16 protein-coding genes and 1 pseudogene are annotated in these 17121 nt (G+C 55.7%); 12 read left to right on the top strand and 5 right to left on the bottom strand.

Annotated features, from left to right (window positions below; genetic code table 11):
* Positions 1-56: 56 nt before the first annotated feature.
* Complete coding sequence (locus tag HV127_RS23210) at positions 57-1058, bottom strand: RelA/SpoT domain-containing protein (RefSeq protein ID WP_182239080.1); 1002 nt, start codon at positions 1056-1058, stop codon at positions 57-59.
* A gap of 216 nt (positions 1059-1274) precedes the next feature.
* Here HV127_RS23210 and HV127_RS23215 point away from each other — a divergent pair, with 216 nt between their 5' ends.
* From HV127_RS23215 to HV127_RS32050, 3 genes are all read left to right on the top strand, one after another.
* Positions 1275-2762: a carboxypeptidase M32 gene (locus HV127_RS23215; protein ID WP_182239082.1), complete on the top strand. Its 1488-nt coding sequence runs from the start codon at positions 1275-1277 to the stop codon at positions 2760-2762.
* A 173-nt stretch (positions 2763-2935) separates the two neighbouring features.
* Complete coding sequence (asr, locus tag HV127_RS23220; protein WP_110274073.1) at positions 2936-3301, top strand: acid resistance repetitive basic protein Asr; 366 nt, start codon at positions 2936-2938, stop codon at positions 3299-3301.
* A 23-nt stretch (positions 3302-3324) separates the two neighbouring features.
* Entirely contained in the window at positions 3325-3453 is a 129-nt protein-coding gene (locus HV127_RS32050; RefSeq protein WP_112214323.1) for a hypothetical protein, read from the top strand.
* On the opposite strand, the gene HV127_RS23225 is transcribed toward HV127_RS32050, so the two are convergent.
* Complete coding sequence (locus tag HV127_RS23225; RefSeq protein ID WP_182239084.1) at positions 3447-4055, bottom strand: LysE family translocator; 609 nt, start codon at positions 4053-4055, stop codon at positions 3447-3449. The two genes, HV127_RS32050 and HV127_RS23225, sit on opposite strands and share 7 nt — an antisense overlap.
* 117 nt (positions 4056-4172) lie before the next feature.
* Here HV127_RS23225 and HV127_RS23230 point away from each other — a divergent pair.
* Positions 4173-5113: pseudogene (locus tag HV127_RS23230) on the top strand (LysR substrate-binding domain-containing protein); the annotation flags it as partial.
* Between the two features lie 562 nt (positions 5114-5675).
* Complete coding sequence (locus HV127_RS23235; protein ID WP_182239088.1) at positions 5676-6488, top strand: serine protease; 813 nt, start codon at positions 5676-5678, stop codon at positions 6486-6488.
* A gap of 4 nt (positions 6489-6492) precedes the next feature.
* On the opposite strand, the gene HV127_RS23240 is transcribed toward HV127_RS23235, so the two are convergent.
* The 3 genes from HV127_RS23240 to mdtJ form a co-directional block, all read right to left on the bottom strand.
* Positions 6493-8649 carry an EAL domain-containing protein gene (locus tag HV127_RS23240; RefSeq protein ID WP_182239090.1) on the bottom strand — a complete coding sequence of 719 codons (2157 nt, stop codon included), beginning with the start codon at positions 8647-8649 and terminating at the stop codon, positions 6493-6495.
* 105 nt (positions 8650-8754) lie between these two features.
* A complete protein-coding gene (gene mdtI, locus HV127_RS23245) occupies positions 8755-9084 on the bottom strand; it encodes a multidrug/spermidine efflux SMR transporter subunit MdtI (RefSeq protein ID WP_182239093.1) in 330 nt (109 codons plus the stop codon).
* Positions 9071-9433 (bottom strand): multidrug/spermidine efflux SMR transporter subunit MdtJ, encoded by a 363-nt coding sequence (gene mdtJ, locus HV127_RS23250; protein ID WP_182239095.1) that lies wholly within the window; start codon positions 9431-9433, stop codon positions 9071-9073. Before mdtJ ends, mdtI begins: the two co-directional genes overlap by 14 nt.
* A gap of 521 nt (positions 9434-9954) precedes the next feature.
* On the opposite strand from mdtJ, the gene HV127_RS23255 reads away from it, so the two are divergent.
* The 7 genes from HV127_RS23255 (at position 9955) to HV127_RS23285 (ending at position 17119) form a co-directional block, all read left to right on the top strand.
* Positions 9955-10989 carry an AI-2E family transporter gene (locus tag HV127_RS23255; RefSeq protein ID WP_182239097.1) on the top strand — a complete coding sequence of 345 codons (1035 nt, stop codon included), beginning with the start codon at positions 9955-9957 and terminating at the stop codon, positions 10987-10989.
* Positions 10990-11589: 600 nt separating this feature from the next.
* Positions 11590-13245 carry a malonate decarboxylase subunit alpha gene (gene mdcA, locus HV127_RS23260; protein WP_182239099.1) on the top strand — a complete coding sequence of 552 codons (1656 nt, stop codon included), beginning with the start codon at positions 11590-11592 and terminating at the stop codon, positions 13243-13245.
* Positions 13245-14087 (top strand): triphosphoribosyl-dephospho-CoA synthase, encoded by an 843-nt coding sequence (locus tag HV127_RS23265; protein ID WP_182239101.1) that lies wholly within the window; start codon positions 13245-13247, stop codon positions 14085-14087. Before mdcA ends, HV127_RS23265 begins: the two co-directional genes overlap by 1 nt.
* Before the next feature lie 17 nt (positions 14088-14104).
* Positions 14105-14404 (top strand): malonate decarboxylase acyl carrier protein, encoded by a 300-nt coding sequence (gene mdcC / locus HV127_RS23270; RefSeq protein ID WP_142463105.1) that lies wholly within the window; start codon positions 14105-14107, stop codon positions 14402-14404.
* On the top strand, positions 14397-15230 hold the full coding sequence (locus HV127_RS23275; protein ID WP_182239103.1) for a biotin-independent malonate decarboxylase subunit beta: 834 nt from the start codon (positions 14397-14399) through the stop codon (positions 15228-15230). Before mdcC ends, HV127_RS23275 begins: the two co-directional genes overlap by 8 nt.
* The gene (mdcE, locus tag HV127_RS23280) at positions 15230-16030 is read left to right on the top strand and encodes a biotin-independent malonate decarboxylase subunit gamma (RefSeq protein WP_182239105.1); all 801 of its coding nucleotides are present in this window, start codon (positions 15230-15232) and stop codon (positions 16028-16030) included. Before HV127_RS23275 ends, mdcE begins: the two co-directional genes overlap by 1 nt.
* 129 nt (positions 16031-16159) lie before the next feature.
* Positions 16160-17119 carry an AEC family transporter gene (locus HV127_RS23285; protein WP_181486059.1) on the top strand — a complete coding sequence of 320 codons (960 nt, stop codon included), beginning with the start codon at positions 16160-16162 and terminating at the stop codon, positions 17117-17119.
* Positions 17120-17121: the final 2 nt, after the last annotated feature.

Below are 17121 nucleotides of genomic sequence, written 5' to 3' on the forward strand. Positions count from 1 at the left end.
CTTTCGGCGTTGTCTGGAAGATTTGTGCACCACGCCCTGCGCCGCCTCATTTTGCGCTATTGCACTATCTTCAGTAACTCGGTGGTGAACTGACTAATATCAATCTGATAGGCCGGATAGGCTTCCTGTAATTTGCTGAAGTCACCCACATTGACCATGATGGTGGTGAGCCCTTTCGCCTCATTTTGTTGATACAGGGCCATCGCATCCAGTTTCTCAAATTCGGTGAATAAAACGGTATCGACCTGCATCACTTTGCCTGCAGGCGTCACAGAGATCACCGCGCTATCTATACCGGTGTAATCATCAAGGATGTGCGGCGATGAGATAGTAAAAGACATCAACTTGGTATAGACGGAAAGCTCGGACTCCAGCGCCCTGAGAGCATTGATGTTACCTGGCAATTCCGCCGTAACAATCCCGGCATCCTTGCAGTAAAGGATCTCGCTAAATAGCCTGAAAAACTCCAGCCAGCGAGGGTCCGCCTGCTGCGGACTGGTCTTAAGTTTTGTGCCTTCAAACAAGTCAACAATTTCAATGGCGGTTGACCAGACGTGTTGTAATTTCGTTCTGAACTGCACTTCAACATGAAACCCTCCGCAGGAATAAATTCGATGAATTCCGCGATATCCGGTGGTTTTGGGGGCAATTAAATAGTCTCTTGTTCGCTTAACGATCGCCCCGTCGATATCCGTTCGATAGATTTCGGTCTCAACCAAATCATCATAGCTATCCATAATTACGCGGCAGCCTGCAATATCGCTCATCTGGCTCACGTTGATGGTCGTGGAGGTCATGCCATCCAGAGAGGGACGGGATAATTTATCCAGAATAGTGGGGAAACGTTTTAACCTTGACGTGACTTGCCCCACGCCAAACTGCTCCAGGGCGCTACGAATATGCCTCATCGGTCGATCGTGTGCCGCCCGGTATTCCTGAATGATAACGATGTCCTTTTCAGAGGCAGTACCTTTGCGAATACGTCTGCCGGCTTTTTCAATTTGACTACGGGAATGCTTAAGGATGAATTCACCATCCTGAAATGCGCTATCGGGCATGATTTTATCGTTAATTGGCTATATGAAGTGGATCACTTTCCCACATCCGAAACCGTCATCAAAACAAAGATTTCACTTGTACATATGATTTCGCACGTCCTTTGCCCATAGGGCCAGCACATTCCTTTGCCAGTGAAGGATTACAATGGTGTAAAGTCGATATACTCATCATACTTCAACTCCTTCAGATAACTGATAACAAGCGAGAATCCCGATATGAATAACGCATCAAACTATCATCAGCTGACTCGCACCTTTCAGCGTCTTTCACGCTTCTCGCATCTCTCCGCCATCGCTGGCTGGGATATGTTCGCCATGATGCCGCCCGGCGGCAGCGCAGCGCGTGGTGAAGCGCTGGCTGAACTCGGCGTTTTGCAGCATCAAATTTTGACCGATAAAAAAGTAGGCGAATGGCTACGCAATGCCCGCCAGGAAGAGCTGAATGATGTAGAACAGGCGAATCTGCGCGAAATGACGCGTCAGTATGAACAGGCGGCGCTGCTGCCCGAAAGCCTGGTTGAAGCAAAATCGCTGGCAGGTAGCCGCTGCGAACACGCCTGGCGCAGCCAGCGCCCGGCAAACGACTGGCAAGGCTTTGCCGAAAACCTGCGCGAAGTCGTCAAGCTCAGCCGCGAAGAAGCCCAAATCCGCGCCGCAGCCAAAGGCTGCTCCCGCTATGACGCGCTGCTGGATATTTTCGAGCCGGATATGACCAGTGCGCGGCTGGACGTCCTGTTCGCCGACCTCAAATCCTGGCTTCCATCTTTACTCGCTAACGTTGTTGAGAAGCAGGCGCAAATGCCGCTCATCGAACCGCAGGGGCCGTTCCCCGTCGCCGACCAACGTGAGCTGGGGCTGGAAGCGATGCGCGTGCTAGGGTTTGATTTTGACGGCGGACGCCTGGACATCAGCGCCCACCCGTTCTGCGGCGGCGTCCCTCAGGATGTGCGCATCACCACGCGTTACAACGAAAACGACCTGCTCAGCGCGCTGTTTGGCGTGATCCACGAAACCGGCCACGCGCGCTACGAACAAAATCTGCCGCGTAACTGGCTCGATCAGCCTATCGCCCTCGCCCGTTCGACGGCAATCCATGAATCACAAAGCCTGTTTTTCGAAATGCAACTGGGCCGTAGCGAGGCATTCCTGCAACGGCTGCTGCCAACGGTACGCCAGTACTTTGGTGAGCAACCGGCCTTCAATCGCGATAACTTCATTGCGTGGAACCAGCGCGTCAAGCCGGGCTTTATCCGCGTTGACGCCGATGAAGTGAGCTATCCGGCACACGTTATTCTGCGTTACGAAATCGAACGCGCATTGATTGATGGCGATATTGAAGTGGAGGATATTCCGGCGCTGTGGGATGAAAAAATGCAGCACTGGCTGGGTCTTTCCACCACCGGTAACTACCGTGATGGCTGTATGCAGGATATCCACTGGACCGACGGCGGCTTTGGCTACTTCCCGTCTTACACTCTGGGCGCAATGTACGCCGCGCAGCTGATGGCTTGTGCCAAACGGGCGCTACCGCAGTTGGAAAGCGACATCGCCAACGGCAACTTTAGCGCCCTGTTCGACTGGCTGCGGCAGAATATCTGGCAGCACGGCAGCCGCTTCAGTACCTCTCAGCTGATTCAACATGCCACCGGGGAAGATATCAATAGCGCCTTTTTCCGCCAGCACCTGACCTCGCGTTACCTGTAAAAGCAGCGGCGTCGGTCTCCCCGACGCCTTATTCCGTCTTGGTTCAGAGGCGTTGTACATACCGTTACACGCCGAAACCAAACACTCACGGAAACCTCGATAAGACAAGCATATAGTTCTTTCAACGGCCCCGCAGTGGGGTTGAAACAAGAAACCTTTTCGAGGATATCAGAATGAAAAAAGTATTAGCTCTGGTCGTTGCCGCTGCAATGGGTCTGTCTTCTGTTGCTTTCGCTGCCGATGCTGCCACCACCACTCCGGCTCCGGCTGCTGCAACCCACAGCACCACCGCGAAAACCACGCATCACAAAAAACACCACAAAGCCGCTGCCAAACCGGCCGCAGAGCAGAAAGCTCAGGCTGCTAAGAAACACAAAAAAGCAGAAGCCAAACCCGCTGCTGCCCAGAAAGCCCAGGCCGCTAAAAAACACAAAAAAGCCGCCACTAAACCTGTAGCTCAGAAAGCACAGGCAGCTAAAAAGCACCACAAAACGACCAAACACAATACCGCTAAACCTGCTGCACAACCGGCTGCTTAATCTCCCCGGTTAGGCGGTTTGATATGATATCGGCGCTGCTTCAGCGCCGTTTTTTTCTGGAGAGCACCATGCTGCGGCGCTATCGTTTTGAGCTCATCCTGATATTACTGATTATCTGCGCGCTGATCGCCAGCCGCTTTTTCCTCTATTGAACCGTTAGCTGCCAGAGGTTATAGCCCAGGCCATACAGGGCCAAAAACAGCAAGAATAGCGCCGATACCGTGGTCAACTTCCTCGCATAGTGCGCCGTTAACCAGCGACGAATCGCCAGAATATAGAGCGACAGTACGCTCAGGTCGATAATCACCCACACCATCGTTAACAGCCCCAGACTCAAACCGATACTGGCGGTGATATGAATAAACTGCGGAAAAAAAGCGGCAAAAAAGAGAATATCTTTCGGGTTGCTTAGCGCCGTCACAAACCCTGCCATCACCCCACTCCGCTGCACCGATACGCTCCCTGATACCCCACGCTCCCGCAACATACCCAACGCAAGCTTGATGATATACAGCGACCCGGCAATCGCCAGCAGCGTCAATGCTCGTGGATCTAACGCCACCAGCCCCGTCAGCATCGCGGCTGCCGCGACAATCAATACTAACGAAGCCAGATTTCCCCCGACCATTATGCGTACCGCGCTGGCATACCCTTCGCGCGCCGCGGCTCCGGTGACCAATAACACCACCGGCCCCGGCGTGGCAATCAGCGCCAGTACCGTCAGGCAGTAGGCTGCAAGCAATGAAAAATCCATGAACTGAACTCACTATTCGATGATAAAGACGCTATATTCCGCCTTGATTTCAGAGTTGAAAAACGATAAATAGTGAGCTTCAATGTGAGTTTTACTCAATATAGAGAGTAATAGTCGATGTCGATGCCGCCGCTCTACGCTCTGCGCGCCTTTGAAACCGCCGCGCGTCTTGGCTCATTTAGCAAGGCCGCCGCCGCGCTACACGTCACGCCCGGAGCCGTCAGCCGCCATGTCAGCACCCTGGAAGCGTGGTTTGAGTGCCAGCTCTTTTTTCGCCATGGACCAAAAGTCACGGTTACCGACGCAGGACGGCAGCTGGCGAAAGCATTAGAAGAGAGTTTCTCGGCGATTGACCAGGCCTGTCAGACCCTGCGCCGTCAGGCGGGAAAGCTACGGCTGAAAGCGCCGTCCACCCTCACCATGCGCTGGTTACTGGACGTACTGCAACAGTTTCGCCAGCAGCATCAGCGCCCGGAAGTTGAAATGAGTAGCCTGTGGATGGACCGGGACTGCGTCGATTTCGCTCAGGAACCGTTTGACTGCGCGATCCTGCTCGGCGACGGTAATTTTGGCGACGATAATGTCTGTAGTCTGCTGTTTGCCGAATGGCTCATCCCGCTTTGCGCACCGGGGATGCAACAAAAGGCCCTGCAGGATTTAGCCACCTGCACGCTGATTCACCCTTCGACCGATCGTCGGGACTGGCGGCGGTGGCTACAATATTGCGGGCAACAACAACAGCCGAATATTAGTCAGGGCTTAGTTTTTGATACCCTGGAACAAGGCACCATGGCAGCCATGAGCGGCCATGGCGTCAGTATTGGCGATCTGCTGCTCAATCTACCCGCGATCCGCGCCGGACTGCTGGCGCTGCCCTTTTCGACAGCCGTTGCCACCGGCGAGGGATACTATATGGTGTGGCCCAAAAACACGCTTAACTCACAGCCCATCGCATTGCTGCACGACTTTTTGCATCAGCATGTTCCCGAGCCTCTCCCTGACAATATCACTCGCCAGGGTCAAGCGCCTTTTTACAAGACATGAACCGCCGTGACCAGCAGATAGCCCGTGGTGCCCCAAATCATGGCGGACACCAGAGAAACGTAAACTAATGCGCGAATACCTTGTTTAGACATAGACCCTCCCGTACATCGGGTAATGAGAGATTGCAGATATCATCGCCGGGACAACATCTCTATTTGCTCAACAAGGTGATAGCAATAACAACGTTTTGGGTGAGAAAATGTTTCGCTTTGAAAGTAATTGAGAAACAGGTAAAGAAGTATTTGTTCTTTTATAGATAGCTCTTGTTTAACCAGTAACATCGCCTTCTGGAACACTCACCTTAAGAAAAATCTGCAGTAAGAAAGCTTTTTACCCCGCGCAGGATGCTGTACGTTCGGATACACGATTTATGTTGCTTCCGCCCCCTATTTCTGCGGAAATAACGCAGCAGAAAATCGATGTTAACCGTTTGAAATTACGCTATTCACCTACGTAAAAAAGACTGTTTTTTCTGCTTTTACGGGCGTTAGGGATTCATTAAAATTATTCTTAACTTTCATAAACTTAAATCTGCTGCTACTTTCAATATACATAATTAACTCCCCAGAGAGTGATATGCGTAGAGACGTACTGTTATTACTGTGTTCATTTTGTCTATTTCCCGCGCTAGCTCAGGCTGATGATGATGGCATGAGTGCAAAAGATATTAAGACGCTGTTTTTCGGTCATGATGATCGTAAACCGGTGAATAACCCCACAGATACGCCGTGGGACGCTATCGGGCAACTGGAAACCGCCAGCGGCAACCTCTGCACCGCCACGCTGATTGCGCCCAATCTGGCGCTGACCGCCGGGCACTGCCTGCTTACGCCGCCCAAAGGCAAGCCGGATAAACCCGTTGCGCTGCGCTTCATCTCGCGTAAAGGGGCATGGGTGTATGAAATTCACGGTATTGAAGGCCGCGTTGACCCATCGCTGGGTAAACGGCTGAAGGCCGACGGCGATGGCTGGATAGTGCCCTCCGCGGCAGCACCGTGGGATTTTGGCCTTATCATGCTGCGCTATGCCCCCTCAGGAATTACGCCGATACCCATTTTTAGCGGCAATAAGGCCGATTTGACCGCCGCGCTGAAGACCGCTGAACGCAAAGTCACGCAGTCCGGCTATCCGGAAGATCATCTGGATAATCTCTACACTCATGAAGACTGTGTGGTGACCGGCTGGGCGCAGACGTCGGTGCTGTCGCATCAGTGCGACACCTTACCGGGCGATAGCGGTTCCCCGCTGCTGCTGAAAACCGACACGGGTTGGCAGGTTATTGCGGTACAGAGTTCGGCTCCGGGACCTAAAGATCGCTGGCGGGCGGATAATCGAGCCATATCGGTGACCGGTTTTCGCGACAAACTGGAAACTCTGGCCGCCCAATAAGCGGTCAGCCCTGCTGCTGGCGCAGCTGTAGTAAAGAAGCGACGGGCATCGGCTCGCTGAAATAGAACCCCTGCAATCTGTCGCATCCGGCACGACGCAGCAGCGCCAGCTGTTGCTGATTTTCAACGCCTTCCGCCACTACCGTAATGCCTAGCGCCCCGGCAATACGCACGGTACCGCGTACCAGCTCCGCCGCCTGGGTGTCGACATCCACCAGCCCGGCCAGCGATTTATCAATTTTGAGGCTGTCAAAGCTGAAGCTGCGTAAATAACCGATACTGGAGTATCCGGTACCGAAATCATCCAGCGCCACCGCAATGCCCAACGATTTTAAATTCTCAATCGCCGCCCTCGCGCGATCGGGATTTTCCAGAACATAGCTCTCGGTGACCTCAAGCTGCAATCGGCGGGCCGGGAAATGGCAGCGTCCAAGCACCTGTACCACGCGCGACTCAAACTCCGGGTCGCGGAACTGCGCCGGTGAAATATTCACCGACAGCAGCAGATCGCCCATCGACTGCAGGTCACAACAGGCGCGATAGAGGACAAACTGGCCGAGGGCGTAGATCAGGCCGCTGCTCTCGGCAATGCCGATAAACGCATCCGGCGGCAGCGCCCCCTGAGGGCGTCGCGGCCAGCGCAGCAGTGCTTCAACTCCCTCCATCACCAGCGTGTCGGCGTTGACTATCGGCTGATACCAGACGTCAAACTCTTCATTTTCCAGCCCCTGACGGATGCCGTTTTCGATATTGAGCTGATATTGCCGCGCGTCGCTAAGCGCTTCGTCATACCAGGTTGTGCGCCCTTTGCCGGTTTTCTTCGAGTGGTACATGGCAATATCGGCACGGCGAAACAGCTCGGTACTGGAACAGGTCGCCGGAACGCCGCTGGCGATACCGATACTGGCGCTGATATAAATTTTTCGATCGTTTAAGGTGACGGGGGCTTTCAGCATCTCCAGCACCGCCCAGGCAAATGCCGACGCCTGATTGACTGCCAGCTCCCCGCTGATTGTCATCGCGAACTCATCGCCGCCCATCCGCGCCAGCATCCCGCCAGAAGGAACGCGCTCCCGCAATTCTTTCGCAATATAGGTGATCAGCGCATCGCCAACATCATGGCCATAATTGTCATTGACGTCTTTGAAGCCGTCGAGGTCGATAAATACCACGCTTTGCGTTTCATACTGCGATTTTTCGCAGACCTGATTAAGCCGCTCGATCAGCGCCCGGCGGTTGGGCAAGCGGCTGAGCCAGTCGGTCATAGCGATATTACGCGCCAGCTTTTCGCCGCGCGCCAGCTTGTATAGTCCAAGGCTACTAAAGAGAATAAACAGCAGGATCAACCCCGCCGCTACCGCAGCAATCAGCCGAATGCTGTTCGATGCCGCTCGCGATGCCTCTGCGCCAGGAAGCCGGGACTGCCAGCTAAGATAGCCAACGATTTCCCCGGACTGAGTGAGCAACGGGATGCTGTACTCACCGCCGATCAGCGTGACATGTAGATTACGAATCTGAAACGTATCCCCCAGGCGTTCGAGCATTTGCGGGTTGATATGGCGGGTGATCACCAGGTAGCGGCGGGTGTCATCATAAACCTGCAAACGCCCGACCGTTGGGCGAATCAGGCCGATACCCACAAAGGCGATCCCAGCGCGGGTGCGTGTAATCCCGGCAAAGGCGCTTTTACCGCTGCGTAGCTCTCCAGCATGTTGCGTAATAAGCGTCTGGAAACCGCTGCCTAAAAATTGCGTATCCTGCTCAGTAAAGGACTGGCTGCGGAACGATCCCCACAGTACGTGGTGGTTCTGGTCCAGCACGAAAGTGCCGTCATAGAGATTATTAATTTTAAAGCCCGACCCCCATGAGTTGTAGAGCCATTTCGGATCGAGTTTAGTGGCATAGGCCTGAGTGACCGCGTCATCCCAGATAGAATTATCCAGCACCAGGGACAGCACGCGGTTGACCGAGGTCTGTACTGCGCCATTCACCGATAGCACCGAGCGATGCTTGTCGATTTCGTTGGCTTTGAGACCTATCAGATGTTGAGAGAGATAGAGTAGAGAAATAACAGACACGATTAAGCCGACCCCGGCGAGGACGATCATGACGGAAAGCGTTCTGGCGGAGGGAATATTGCGCCAACCTAACGAGTGAATCATGTTCTGTCCTCATCACGGCCAGCCGGGAGATGCGCCGAACTGGCTCTTTTTAAAGCGTAATACAGAGAACAGATTTTGCTGCCCGCATTCGCGAGCAGCATCACATCAGGCAAGTTTAATTAATACCATGCCTGCCACCAGCAGGATAAGTCCGGCCCAGCCTTTATAATTCAGACATTGACCAAACAGCACCCAACCAGCAGCAATAGTTGCCGCAATGCCGAAACCGCCCCACAGCGCATAGGCCACCGACAGGTCAATCCCCTTAACCGCCTGCGAAAGCGCGCTAAACGCGCCAAGGACCGCAGCCAGCGACATTACGCCGTAGAATTTACGCCGGAACCCGTCGGAAAACTTCAGAAAAACGTTCGCGATGATTTCCAGCACAATCGCCAGCGCCAGCCAAGCGCCGTGAACCCACTCAAACTGTTGCATGAGTTCTCTCCTTGCGCTGTTTCACCGTTTTTTGCGTCCCGGACTTGATTAATACGATCCCGGCGACCAGGGTGACCAGGCCAGCAATTTTTATCGCCGATAGCGTCTCATCAAACAACAGCACGCTGAAAATAGTGATCAGTAAAATACCGATCCCTTCCCATAGGGCGTAGGCTACGCCAAGGGCGATTTTTTTGACCGCGAAGGCCAGGAAAATATATGAAAGGGCAATCATTACCAGCATCAAAATAAAGCCAGTATGTCCACCGCTTACGCTAGCCCATTTCATCGATAGCGTGCCGGTAATTTCAGCAACGATAGCTAAAGCTAATAAAATCCAATAAAACATGATCCCTTCTCCTGCTTGAGAATATAATCCACAGCGGCTTACTCGAGTAAACCGGAAAAATTCTGACGTTATTTTAGCCGTGCGCAGCGCGCCAGCCCAGGCAGAGAGAAGAAGACTAAAGCGCCGAGCGCCAGTGCTGCTCGCCAAGAAAACGGGAGTGAGAGAGGGAAACTGCAGGGTGATAAGAAATAAACATCCTGAACTGATTGTCCATAAAATTACAATTATCCGCGCTATTGCTTCTCATCATTTGCGGATGAAAATTGTCCTCGGTAGTTATACACAAGCCGATTTGTACCATAATGCTACATTTAACTCAAAGTCTTTGCAGTTCTTTACCTTGGGTATTTTATTTTGATTAGTTTTTTCTGATAAAAATCGCCATTATGATATCGTTCTGGCAATTCTTTATTAATGGGTCGCGTTTTTCTTTCTAGCAGATGCAACGCGTTGAGACGCCGACTTTGCCAGCGTCTACAATAAACACACATTAGAGCTCATTTTTTCTCGCAGGGAGCGGTATGGCCAAACCCATCATCACGCTTAACGGCTTAAAAATGGTCATCATGCTCGGCATGATGGTTATCATCCTGACCGGCATTCGCTTCGCGGCGGATATCATCGTCCCTTTCATGCTGGCACTGTTTCTGGCGGTAGTGATTAACCCACTGGTTCAGCTTATGGTGCGCTGTCGGGTGCCGAGAGTGCTGGCCATTTCACTGTTGGTGGGCCTGATTGTCCTGCTTGCCGTCGTGCTGTTGGCTTCGCTGGGGACTTCTCTCAATGAGCTGGCGCGTACCCTGCCGCAGTATCGCAACTATCTCTATGAACCAATGCAGACCATTGCGCCGTGGTTACAGCGCTTCGGCTTTACCGTTTCGGTGGTTGAGCTTAATAAATATATTGACCCTAACGCAGTAATGACTCTGGTCACCAGTCTGCTCACTCAGCTTTCAAACGCGATGTCCTCTATCTTCCTGCTGCTGCTGACGGTGGTGTTTATGCTGCTGGAAGTCCCGCAGCTACCCGCCAAGCTGCAACAGCTGATGTCGCGACCGGTGGAAGGCATGGGGGCGATTCAGCGCGCACTCGACAGCGTCTCCCACTACCTGGTGTTAAAAACCGCCATCAGTCTGGTAACCGGCCTGGTGGTCTGGGGAATGCTGGTGCTGCTCGATGTGCGTTTTGCCTTTATGTGGGGACTGTTAGCTTTCGCGCTGAATTACATTCCTAATATTGGTTCGGTTCTCGCGGCAATCCCGCCGATTTTGCAGGTGCTGGTGTTTGGTGGTTTGTACGACGCGCTGGTGGTTCTGGCGGGCTATCTGATTATCAACTTGGTGTTCGGTAACATCCTCGAACCGCGCATCATGGGCCGTGGACTGGGGTTATCAACGCTGGTGGTATTCCTGTCGTTAATTTTCTGGGGCTGGCTGCTGGGACCGGTAGGAATGCTGCTATCGGTGCCGCTGACGATTATCGTCAAAATCGCCCTTGAACAGACGGTCGCCGGGCAAAGTATTGCCTTTCTGCTGAGTGATTTGAGTAAAAACTAACGACATTGCACGCGCGTTCCCCGGAGGCGATGCTGGCGCATCTGTCCGGGCTACCGACCCGCAGACGGCTGTGAAGCTGTAGCCCGGTCAGCGCAGCGCCACCGGGAAGAAACTGCGCCAATGCATCAGCTCCAGCACATTCCCCGGAGGCGGCGCTTGACGCACCTGTCCGGGCTACCTGTCCGCAAACGGCGGTGAACCCGTAGCCCGGTCAGCGCAGCGCCACCGGGAAGAAACTGCGCCAATGCATCAGCTCCAGCACATTCCCCGGAGGCGGCGCTTGACGCGCCTGTCCGGGCTACCTGCCTGCAGACGGCTATGAACCCGTAGCCCGGTCAGCGCAGCGCCACCGGGAAGAAACTGCGCCAATGCAACAGTCCCTAAACCATGCCGACTCGGGTTCTTTTTATACACATCCCCCCTGCTCGTAGACCAATCATTCACCTTCATTATTGATCGCCATCACATCTCTCACCCGCCAATTATTACTCTTACGCTAACAATTCGCCGTCAGCCTTAATTGATGCCTGCCACGTCGCGACGCACACTTACTCCCACACCAGGACAATCAAAACGATTTGTCGAATCAGGAGGTTAACAATGAGTGCCGAACAAACGACCGGACGGGTCTGGAACCGTCGCCGGACGGAAAAACAGCGGCGACTGGCCGAGACGAAGATCTCAGGTAAAGTCATTCCCACCGACCAGCTGGTTGCGGTTCTGGAACATTTACTGGCTCCCGGCGACCGGGTGGTGCTGGAAGGCAACAACCAGAAACAGGCCGATTTCCTCTCGCGGATGCTGGCGGAAGTCAATCCGCAAAAAATCCACGACCTGCATATGATTATGCCGAGCGTCGGGCGCAGCGAGCATCTGGATCTCTTCGAAAAAGGCATCGCCCGCAAGCTCGATTTCTCCTTCTCCGGCACCCAAAGCCTGCGCATTTCGCAACTGCTAGAAGATGGTCTGCTGGAAATTGGTGCCATTCACACCTATATCGAACTTTATTCACGCCTGTACGTCGACCTGTCGCCGAACGTCGCCCTGATCGCCGGTTTCAAAGCCGACCGCAAAGGTAATCTCTACACCGGGGCAAGTACCGAAGATACTCCGGCGCTGGTTGAAGCCGCCGCTTTCCATGACGGCATCGTCATTGCGCAGGTTAACGAACTGGTCGACGACGAATGCAACCTGCCGCGCGTCGATATCCCCGGTTCGTGGATTGACTACGTCGTTGTCGCCGACAAACCGTTCTTTATCGAACCGCTGTTTACCCGCGATCCGCGCCTGATCAAACAGGAACATATCCTGATGGCGATGATGGCGATTAAAGGCATCTACGCCGAGCATCAGGTGCAGTCACTGAACCACGGCATCGGCTTTAACACCGCCGCCATCGAACTGCTGCTGCCCACCTACGGCGAGCAACTCGGCCTGAAGGGCAAAATCTGTAAACACTGGACCCTGAACCCGCATCCGACGCTGATCCCGGCGATTGAGAGCGGCTGGGTGGAGAGCGTGCACTGCTTCGGCGGCGAACTGGGGATGGAAGAGTACATCCGCGCCCGCCCTGACGTGTTCTTTACCGGCGCAGATGGCTCCATGCGCTCCAACCGCGCCTTCTGCCAGCTGGCAGGCCAGTACGCGGTGGATATGTTTATCGGCTCGACGCTCCAGGTGGATGGCTACGCCAACTCCTCAACCGTCACCCGTGGGCGTCTTTCCGGCTTCGGCGGCGCGCCGAATATGGGCCATGACCCGCACGGTCGTCGTCACGCCACCCCGGCCTGGCTGAATATGATTACCGAACCGGACCCAATGCAGCGCGGCAAAAAGCTGGTGGTGCAGATGGTGGAAACCTTCCAGGCGGGCGTTAAACCCACCTTCGTAGAAAAACTGGATGCCATTGAAGTGGCGAAAACCTCCGGAATGCCGCTGGCGCCAGTAATGATTTACGGCGATGACGTCACCCATGTGCTGACCGAAGAAGGCATCGCTTATCTCTATCGCGCGGAAAGCCTTGAGGAGCGCCGGGCGATGGTCGCAGCGGTGGCCGGGATCACCGATATCGGCCTCGGCGTTGACGCTAAACGCGTAGCCGACCTACGCCGTAGCGGAAAAGTCGTTTACCCGGAAGATATCGGTATTCGCCGTAGCGACGCCACCCGTTCGTTGCTGGCCGCTGGCAGCGTCGCCGACCTGGTGGAATGGTCCGACGGCCTGTACAACCCACCGGCAAAATTCCGGAGCTGGTAATGAAAAACCTCTCTCCCCAACTCGCAGAAACCCGGGCCCAGCGTCTGGCGCAAATCGCCAGCGACTGCCTGATCGACGAAGCGCGCCTTAGCCCAAAACCGGGCCTGGTCGATAGCCGTGGCAACGGCGCGCATCAGGACCTGAATCTGGCGCTAATGGAACGCTCAGCCCACAGCCTGACACCGACTTTTCACGCGCTGGCGCAGCAAAGCTGGCTGCGCCCGGTTGATATCGCCCTGCGCGAGACCGTGGGTCGTCTGGGCCGTGAAGGCGAAGCGCAGATGATGCAGGCGACGGCGGGGGTCAACACCCATCGCGGCGCTATCTGGGCCCTTGGCCTGCTGGTCAGCGCAACGGCCATGCTGGGGGGGAAAGGTCATTCACAGAGAATCGCGGAAACTGCCGCCGCCCTCGCCCGTTTGCCGGACGCTTGCGCACCGAAGACCTTCAGTAAAGGTCTGCGCGCCAGCCGCCGCTGGCAGGTGCCGGGTGCGCGTGAAGAGGCACAGTGCGCTTTTCCGCACATCACCACCCTGGCGCTGCCGCAGCTACTGCGCAGCCGGGCGCAGGGGGCCAGCGAAGAGCAAGCCCGCCTCGACGCGCTGATAGCGATTATGACTTCGCTCAGCGATACCTGCGTGCTCTCCCGCGCCGGAATGGCGGGACTTGACGCCATGCAGCAAGGCGCAGCCGGGGTGCTGACCGCCGGGGGATGTGCGACAGCTGCGGGCCGAACCGCTCTGGCGCGACTTGATGCCCAGATGCTGGCGCAGAACGCCTCGCCGGGTGGCGCTGCAGACCTGCTTGCCGCCACCCTGTTTCTCGACCGGGTTTCCGCCTAACGCATTCAGAGGATGTTATGGAACAGATCAAATTGTCATTTCCTGCCAACCGCGCCCTCAGCGGCAAAGCGCTGGCAGGCGTTGTAGGCTCCGGGGATATGGAAGTGCTCTATACCGCCGGACAGAGCGACACGCTCAACGTAGAAATCACCACCTCGGTGGACAATAGCCAGGCGCGCTGGAACGCGCTGTTCGACCGCCTGAACCTGGTTAACGGCCTGCCCGGCGGGCTGCTGGTTATCCACGATTTCGGCGCCACGCCAGGCGTGGCGCGTATCCGTATTGAACAGGTTTTTGAGGAGGTGGCTCATGCGTAACGATCGCAGCTTTATCGAATTACGTGCCCGCGAACGCGCCCGCATCCTGCTGGACGACGGTAGCTATCGCGAGCTGCTCGACCCGTTCGAAGGCGTCATGTCGCCGTGGCTGGGCGCGCAGGGTATCGTCCCGCAGTCCGATGACGGCATGGTGGTAGCGAAAGGTACCATTAACGGTCAACCCGCGGTGGTGATCGCCATCGAAGGCACCTTCCAGGGCGGCAGCATGGGCGAAGTCTCCGGCGCGAAAATGGCCGCCGCGCTTGAACTGGCGGCGGAAGATAACCGCAACGGTATCCCCACCCAGGCGGTGCTGTGTCTGGAAACCGGCGGCGTGCGTCTGCAGGAGGCCAACCTGGGCCTTGCCGCTATCGCCGATATTCATGCCGCGATTGTCGACCTGCGTCGCTACACCCCGGTGGTCGGTATTATCACCGGCACCGTCGGCTGCTTCGGTGGGATGTCCATCGCCGCAGCGCTGTGCAGCTACCTGATTGTCACTCGCGAAGCGCGCCTGGGGCTCAACGGGCCACAGGTTATCGAACAGGAAGCAGGCATTGAAGAGTATGACTCCCGCGACCGTCCGTTTATCTGGAGCATGACCGGCGGCGAAATTCGCTACGCCAGCGGCCTGGTGGATGCGCTGGTGGGTGACGGCGTCAACGCGGTGAAAACGGCAATGAACGAGGCGATTGCCCAGGGCGTACCGGCCCAGCATCGCAGCGACAAATATGATGATTTCCTGACCCGTTTGACCCACTTCGATACCCGCCAGCAGGCGGATACCGCGCAGATCAAACAGCTATTCGCCCGGGAGGAGAAATAATGAGTCAGTTCACTAATCGCGCCGCGCTGTGGCTAAACCAGCTGGCACCGAATGCCCCACTGATGAGCGGTCTGTGCCCGTCAGTACAGGTTGCCGATGCCGATTTTAACGGCGAGTCCGTGCGTTTTATCGCCGTGGTGCCGGATGCTAATAACCACTACCCGCGCGCCGCTCAGGGCGAAGTTGGCCTGCTTGAAGGCTGGACTCTGGCGAAAGTGGTTAACGAAACGATCGACGCCGATGCGGATAACCCGGTGAAGCGCCCAATCATTGCGGTTATCGATGTGCCCAGCCAGGCCTATGGTCGCCGCGAAGAGGCCTTCGGTATTCATCAGGCACTGGCCGGTGCGGCAGGCGCTTATGCCAAAGCGCGTCTTGCTGGTCATCCGGTGATTGGCCTGATTGTCGGCAAAGCGATGTCCGGGGCGTTTCTGGCCCACGGCTACCAGGCCAACCGCCTGATCGCCTTTAACGACAGCGGCGTGCTGGTTCATGCAATGGGCAAAGAGTCTGCCGCGCGGATCACCCTGCGTACCGTTGAGGCGCTGGAGAAACTGGCGGCAACTATTCCGCCGATGGCCTATGACGTCAGCAACTACGCAACGCTCGGCCTGCTCTCCGCCCTGCTCGATATCAGTAATCCGGATGCCCCAGACGCTCGCGATCTGGCTTTGGTCACCGCCACCCTGCGCGACGCCATCGCTGACGCTCGCCAGGATGTCACCCTGAAGTGCCGCCTGGGCGCGAAGAACCGTCGTAGTTCCCAACAGGTGCGCGATCGCATGCGCGCCAGCTGGTAGTCAGTCCCAAGTAAAAGAAAACCTGCCGGAAGCGGCCACCCAAGGCACTCATTGAGTGTCTTTGGGGAGAGACTGCTTTTAGAAATTATAACAATCGCGCCAGTACTCTATTCTATTTACAGGTGATTTATGACTTATGTGATTATTCATGCTCTTGCGCCGATTTTTGTCATCATGCTGCTGGGCTTCTGGGCCGGTAAGGCCAAAATGGTCGATAACAAAAACGTCTCGCTGCTCAACATTTTCGTGATGGATTTCGCCCTGCCCGCGACGCTGTTCAGCGCCACGGTACAGACGCCGTGGGGCGGCATCGTCGCCCAATCACCGCTGGTGCTGGTGCTCACCGGCGCGATGTGGATTACCTACGCGGCCATCTACTTCCTCGCCACCCGCGTCTTTAAGCGCTCACCGCAGGATGCCGCCGTGCTGACCCTGACCGTGGCGCTGCCTAACTACGCCGCGCTCGGCCTGCCGATTCTTGGCAGCGTGCTCGGCGAAGGTGCGTCAACCTCGCTCTCGGTCGCCGTGTCTATTGCCTGCGGTTCGGTATTGATGACGCCGTTCTGTCTGCTGATTCTGGAACGTGAAAAAGCGCTGGCAGCCGGAGAAAACAGCGGTTCAACGCTGGCGATGCTGCCGGTATTGATGTGGCGCTCGGTGAAAAAACCGATTGTCTGGGGCCCGCTGCTGGGGGTGGTACTTTCCGCCATCGGTATCAAAATGCCGGACCTGCTGCTCTCCTCCATTAAACCGCTGGGCCTGGCGGCGACCGCCGCAGCGCTGTTCCTGACCGGGGTGATTCTGTCGGCGCGTAAACTGCAGCTCAACGCGCTGATCGCGACCTCCACCATCGTCAAACTGCTGGTGCAGCCGTTTATCGCCTGGGGTCTGGTGATGCTGCTCGGTCTGCATGGCTCCATCGCCATCACCGCGATTCTGATGATTGCCCTGGCGGCCGGTTTCTTCGGCGTGGTGTTCGGTAACCGCTTTGGCGTGCAGTCGCCGGATGCGGAAGCGGTGCTGCTGTTAAGCTCGGTTCTGTGTATCCTGTCGCTGCCGCTGTTTATCACTTTAACTTCAGGGATCTAACG

It is taken from the genome of Klebsiella sp. RHBSTW-00215 (assembly GCF_014103785.1).
GTDB lineage: Bacteria > Pseudomonadota > Gammaproteobacteria > Enterobacterales > Enterobacteriaceae > Klebsiella.

Bases quoted from the DNA above. Each gene is read 5' to 3' on its own strand.
- HV127_RS23210 (WP_182239080.1), bottom strand. From the start codon at position 1,058: ATGCCCGATAGCGCATTTCAGGATGGTGAATTCATCCTTAAGCATTCC.
- HV127_RS23215 (WP_182239082.1), top strand. From the start codon at position 1,275: ATGAATAACGCATCAAACTATCATCAGCTGACTCGCACCTTTCAGCGT.
- asr (WP_110274073.1), top strand. From the start codon at position 2,936: ATGAAAAAAGTATTAGCTCTGGTCGTTGCCGCTGCAATGGGTCTGTCT.
- HV127_RS32050 (WP_112214323.1), top strand. From the start codon at position 3,325: ATGATATCGGCGCTGCTTCAGCGCCGTTTTTTTCTGGAGAGCACCATG.
- HV127_RS23225 (WP_182239084.1), bottom strand. From the start codon at position 4,055: ATGGATTTTTCATTGCTTGCAGCCTACTGCCTGACGGTACTGGCGCTG.
- HV127_RS23235 (WP_182239088.1), top strand. From the start codon at position 5,676: ATGCGTAGAGACGTACTGTTATTACTGTGTTCATTTTGTCTATTTCCC.
- HV127_RS23240 (WP_182239090.1), bottom strand. From the start codon at position 8,649: ATGATTCACTCGTTAGGTTGGCGCAATATTCCCTCCGCCAGAACGCTT.
- mdtI (WP_182239093.1), bottom strand. From the start codon at position 9,084: ATGCAACAGTTTGAGTGGGTTCACGGCGCTTGGCTGGCGCTGGCGATT.
- mdtJ (WP_182239095.1), bottom strand. From the start codon at position 9,433: ATGTTTTATTGGATTTTATTAGCTTTAGCTATCGTTGCTGAAATTACC.
- HV127_RS23255 (WP_182239097.1), top strand. From the start codon at position 9,955: ATGGCCAAACCCATCATCACGCTTAACGGCTTAAAAATGGTCATCATG.
- mdcA (WP_182239099.1), top strand. From the start codon at position 11,590: ATGAGTGCCGAACAAACGACCGGACGGGTCTGGAACCGTCGCCGGACG.
- HV127_RS23265 (WP_182239101.1), top strand. From the start codon at position 13,245: ATGAAAAACCTCTCTCCCCAACTCGCAGAAACCCGGGCCCAGCGTCTG.
- mdcC (WP_142463105.1), top strand. From the start codon at position 14,105: ATGGAACAGATCAAATTGTCATTTCCTGCCAACCGCGCCCTCAGCGGC.
- HV127_RS23275 (WP_182239103.1), top strand. From the start codon at position 14,397: ATGCGTAACGATCGCAGCTTTATCGAATTACGTGCCCGCGAACGCGCC.
- mdcE (WP_182239105.1), top strand. From the start codon at position 15,230: ATGAGTCAGTTCACTAATCGCGCCGCGCTGTGGCTAAACCAGCTGGCA.
- HV127_RS23285 (WP_181486059.1), top strand. From the start codon at position 16,160: ATGACTTATGTGATTATTCATGCTCTTGCGCCGATTTTTGTCATCATG.